The sequence below is a fragment of the Caenispirillum bisanense genome, assembly GCF_039523075.1.
GTDB classification, from domain to species: domain Bacteria; phylum Pseudomonadota; class Alphaproteobacteria; order Rhodospirillales; family Rhodospirillaceae; genus Caenispirillum; species Caenispirillum bisanense.
Genome location: NZ_BAAAEP010000105.1, coordinates 1 through 4,510, shown reverse-complemented (window position 1 = coordinate 4,510; position 4,510 = coordinate 1). Strand labels below are relative to the sequence as shown.

Below are 4,510 nucleotides of genomic sequence, written 5' to 3'. Positions count from 1 at the left end.
CTTGCGCACCGGCTGCGGCGCGGCCGGCGGCGGCGGCGGCGGTTCCGGCTCCGGTTCGGGCGCCGGCTCGGGCTCCGGTTCGGGGGGCGGCGGGTCCGGGGTTTCCACCGCCAGCACGTCCTCGGGCTCGGGCAGCGGTTCCGGCTCGGCCACCGGCTCCGGCTCGGGTGGCGGTGCCACCTCGGGCTCAGGCGGCACGGTCTCTTCCTCCGGCGCCGGCTCCTCCTGGGCGGCCGGCGGGGCGAAGTCGGCCGGGGCGCCGAGGTCGATGAGCACCCCGCCGCCACCCCCGCCGGCGGCCGGAACGGCGGTCGGCGGCGGCGCCGCCAGCCACCACACCAGCCCCACATGCAGCAGCAGCGACAGGCCGATGGCAGCGCCGATGCGCACCGGCCCGAGGCCCGGCGGCGGCGTGGCGGAGCGGAGAGCGGCGGCGGGCGCGGTCACCGGCCGGCCTCCGTCGCCAGCAGCACCACCTGCTGCACCCCGGCGGCGCGCAGCTCGTCGAGCAGCCCGACCACGGCGACGGCATCGCCGCCGGCATCGGCCTTCAGGCGCAGGATCTCGTCGGGGTGGGCGGTGCGGAAGGCCTCCAGCGCCGCCGGCAGATCCTCCCGCGTCACCGCCGTGCCGTCCAGGGCGAGGCGGCCGTCGGCAGCCAGCAGCAGCACCCCGACGGCGGCATCGGATTCGGCGGCGGCGCGGGTGGCGGGCGGCTCCACCGCGAACAGGTCGGAGCGTTCCAGGGCGCCGGCCACCATGAAGAAGATCAGCAGCAGGAAGACGATGTTGATGAGCGGCAGGACGTTTTCACTGTCCGGCGCCGTCTTGCGCGGCTTCAGGCGCATGGTTCAGCCCCCTGCCCCGCCGCCGACCAGCGACACCCGCCGCAGCCCGGCGGCGGTGGCGGCGTCCAGCACGTCGACCACCCGCTGCAACGGCACTCCCGCCTCCGGCTGCACCGCCAGGCGACGCTCGGCATCGGCGGCGGCCAGGGCCGCCAGCCGGGCCGGCAGGGCCTCCGCCGTCAGCCGCTCGCCGCCGAGGTCGAGGCTGCCGTCGGCCTGCACCCGCACCAGCACCGCCGGATCGGGCGACGGTGCCCGCACCGCCTGGCCGGCGGTCATCAGCTCGATGGCGCGCCAGTCGGCGAAGCTCGACGCCAGCATGAAGAACACCAGCAGGATGAACACCACGTCGATGAGCGGCGTCAGGCTGATGAGCGCGCGCGGGCGGACGCGGCGGACGATACGCATGCGGAGCGGCCCTTATTCCGCCGCGCCGGCGGCCGGCGCCCGGCCCGGCAGGGTGTCGGCGGCGCGGCGCAGGGCGGTGGCCGGCTGCTGGGTGAAGACCTGGGTGGCGGCATCCTCCATGGCGCGGCCGGTGCGCTCCACGATGCCCTCCAGCCACTGGTGGGCGGCGGCGGCGGGAATGGCCACCACCAGCCCGGCGGCGGTGGTCAGCAGCGCCACCCAGATGCCGCCCGACAGGATGGACGGATCAACTCGGCTGCCGGCGTTCTCCAGCGCCTGGAAGGCGTCGATCATGCCGATGACGGTGCCGAGCAGGCCGAGCAGCGGGCTCAGCGCCGCAATGGCCGCCAGCAGGCGCAGGCCGCCGGCCAGGCGGTCGAGGTGCAGGCCGGCCACCCGTTCCGCTTCCTCGCGGGCGGCGGTCTCGCTGACGTTGGGGTCGAGGCGGGTTTCCAGCGCCACGCGCAGCACCTGGGCGACGGGGGAGCGGGTCTTGTCCAGCGCCGGCAGCGCGTCGCGGCCACGGCCGGTCCGCCACAGGTGCAGCGCCCGCCGGACGGCGCCGGTGGCCCAGGGGCGCAGGGCCGCCAGTTGCAGCAGCTTGACGATGATCACCGCCGCGGCGATCACCGACAGCGCCGCCAGCACGTACATGATCGGCCCGCCCGCCGACAGCAGCCCGAGGGCATCGGCAAACGGCCCGGCATCGGCAGGCATGGCGCCGGCGACGGAGGATGTGGCGGCGGCCTCGGGGCCCTCCGCCGCGAACGGCGGAACGGCCGCGGCCGGGTCGGCAGCGGCGGCGGGAACGGTGTCGGTCATGGTGTCGGTCACCTGCCGTTGGAAAGACTGGCAGGAACACATGACAATGAGAGTCATTCTCATGTCAAGGGTTTTATCCCGCAGCGCGGCAGGGCCGCGCCCGATGCACGGCCTTCCGGCGGGGGTTTCCGGCGACTGGTGCTATCGCGCCAGGATGTCGTTGATGATGAGCTGGCGGGCGCCTTCCACCAGTTCGTAGCACAGGGTGACGGTGCGCTCCTGCGGATCCCAGAAGGCGTTTTCCACCCCGCACTCGGCGGCGCTGATCAGGATGGGGTTGGGGAAGGCGAAGGACTGGCGCATTTCCTCGGCGATGTATTCCAGCACCTTGCTTTCCTTCAGCACCGCCGCCGCATCGGCATACTCCCGCGTGCGGCCGTAGCTGACGCGGATGGGCGCCTTGGCCTTGCCCTCGTGGGGCTCCAGCAGCTTCACCCAGCTGCGGGCCACCTGCTCCAGCTCGTAGGGGCAGTTGGCGGCGCGGTCTTCCGGCAGGCCGGCGGTTTCCGCCAGTTCGGCAAAACCCTCGGGGTCGCTGCCGTAGATCAGGCAGATGAGCGCGTAGTACCGCTGCGGGTCCAGGCTGTGCTCGCCGGCGAAATGGTCATCGGTCAGCTCGCCGCCGTACTGGTCGTAGGCCATCCAGAACCAGTCGGCGGCGGCGATGATCCAGGCGTCGGCCTGCTCGTCCGGTTCGTCGGAGATCATCATCAGGGCCGCCAGGGAATCGACGGCATCCTCCTCGCGGCCGAGCACCGGCAGCTCGAACTCCGACACCAGGGCGTGGCCGATCTCGTGGTAGAGCGTGAACAGCACGTTGCCGGCCACGAAGTCGTCGATTTCCTGACGCTCTTCCGCCGAGAATCCGCGCGCCTGCGCAGCCGCGCCCGGCACCGCCAGGATCACCGCCAGGCCCAGCAGGGCCGCCACACGCACCAGAACCCCCATTGCCTCACCCTTCCCCAAGGACCGGACGCAAAAGGATTACGCCGATATGGGAGGGATGCAAAGAGGGTTTCGCGCCGGCCTCAGGGGCCGAGGAAATCGCTCGGGCTGGTGGAGGCCTTGAAGTCCATCAGCAGCCAGCCCTCGGTCCCGCGGGCGAACTGCACCAGGAAGAACATGAAGCGGCGGCCGCCGTAGTGGGCCTGATAGGTGCGCCGCAGCAGGCTGGTGCCGTAATTCTCGCTGCGCAGCATGTCGATGTACTGCACCGTGTCCGGCCCGGCCCAGCGCTGCAGACGGCCCACCATTTCCGACAGCTGGCGCGGATCGGCCTCCAGCGCGTCCTGCAGGCGACGCTGGAACTGGTCGTAGCGGCCGGCCCTCAGCTCGGTGAAGGTGTCGTCGGTCCAGCCATCGGGGCTCGGGATGGATTGCGCCGCGGCAACGCCGGGGGCTGCCGCCACCATCAGCGGCACCAGCACGAGAACAGCGCGCAAATGGCGCAGGACGGCGGGCATGTACAACCTCCCAGAGCGGCGTCGGTGCTTGATCTTCTCCGCGGGCACCACCATACCCCGGCGGTCCGTTTCATCAAGCCGCGGGGGGAGGTAAACTGGCCCGGAACCAGAGACTTTTCATCGACTGTTGCCGCAGTGCAACGCTGTTGCCGCTGGGAGACGAGCCGACTCCGTGACCGATACCGTCCAATTGCTGCGCCGCCACGCGCCGCGCACCTGGCAGCGCATGCTGTCCGGCCGCCGGCTCAACCTGCTGGAACCCTCGCCCATGGACGTGGAGATCGAGGACATCGCCCTCGGCCTCGCCCGCAACACCCGCTGGAACGGGCAGACGGTCGGCGACCACGCCTGGTCCATCGCCCAGCATTCCGACCTGGTGGTGCAGATCATGCGCAGCTTCCGCCCGAAGCCGCCGCCATGGCTGCTGATGGCCGGGCAGCTGCACGACGCCAGCGAATACGTCACCCACGACCTCATCACGCCGCTGAAGGCAGTGGTGGGCGACGTGTTCCGCGAGGTGGAGGCGCGGCTGACGGCGGCCATCCACATCCGCTTCGGGGTGCCGGCGCTGCTCGACCCCGAGCACAAGAAGATCATCAAGAAGGCCGACCAGATCGCCGCCGCCACCGAGGCGGTGCAGCTGGCGGGCTTCACGGCGGAGGAACTGAAGCCGGTGCTGGGCATCAAGGCGCGGCCGCTGGCCAACGTCACCCTGGTGCCGCTGCCCAGCCGCGAGGCGGAGCGCCTGTTCCTGGCCGGCTTCCACCGCCTGGAACAGGAAATGGCGCTGGCCGCCCCGACGCGCGGCTGACGGCGCCGGGGAGGAGGCCAGAGCGGCGCCTCAGCCGAACAGCTTGTCGATCTCGTCCTGGGAGAAGCTGGCACCGCCGGCCGGCGCTGCCGCAGGGGCCGGCGCGGCGGCCGGCTTCGGCGCCGGCTTGGGAGCGGCCGGCGGCGGGGTCGGCGGGG

The 4,510-nt window shown here is 72.3% G+C and carries 6 protein-coding genes and 1 pseudogene; 1 reads left to right on the top strand and 6 read right to left on the bottom strand.

The features are described from left to right. The 6 genes and pseudogenes from ABD056_RS22460 to ABD056_RS22435 form a co-directional block, all read right to left on the bottom strand. A pseudogene (locus tag ABD056_RS22460) lies at nt 1-447 on the bottom strand (hypothetical protein); the annotation flags it as partial. Continuing rightward, on the bottom strand, nt 444-848 hold the full coding sequence (locus tag ABD056_RS22455) for an ExbD/TolR family protein (RefSeq protein ID WP_343870493.1): 405 nt from the start codon (nt 846-848) through the stop codon (nt 444-446). The gene ABD056_RS22455 and the pseudogene ABD056_RS22460, both read right to left, overlap by 4 nt. Before the next feature lie 3 nt (nt 849-851). After that, entirely contained in the window at nt 852-1,256 is a 405-nt protein-coding gene (locus ABD056_RS22450) for an ExbD/TolR family protein (protein WP_343870491.1), read from the bottom strand. 12 nt (nt 1,257-1,268) lie between these two features. Then, entirely contained in the window at nt 1,269-2,078 is an 810-nt protein-coding gene (locus ABD056_RS22445; RefSeq protein ID WP_343870489.1) for a MotA/TolQ/ExbB proton channel family protein, read from the bottom strand. Between the two features lie 141 nt (nt 2,079-2,219). Continuing rightward, the gene (locus ABD056_RS22440; RefSeq protein ID WP_343870487.1) at nt 2,220-3,026 is read right to left on the bottom strand and encodes a DUF4344 domain-containing metallopeptidase; all 807 of its coding nucleotides are present in this window, start codon (nt 3,024-3,026) and stop codon (nt 2,220-2,222) included. Nucleotides 3,027-3,106: 80 nt separating this feature from the next. After that, entirely contained in the window at nt 3,107-3,541 is a 435-nt protein-coding gene (locus ABD056_RS22435; RefSeq protein ID WP_343870485.1) for a hypothetical protein, read from the bottom strand. A 172-nt stretch (nt 3,542-3,713) separates the two neighbouring features. Here ABD056_RS22435 and ABD056_RS22430 point away from each other — a divergent pair, with 172 nt between their 5' ends. Beyond that, nucleotides 3,714-4,352: an HD domain-containing protein gene (locus ABD056_RS22430; protein WP_343870483.1), complete on the top strand. Its 639-nt coding sequence runs from the start codon at nt 3,714-3,716 to the stop codon at nt 4,350-4,352. Nucleotides 4,353-4,510: the final 158 nt, after the last annotated feature.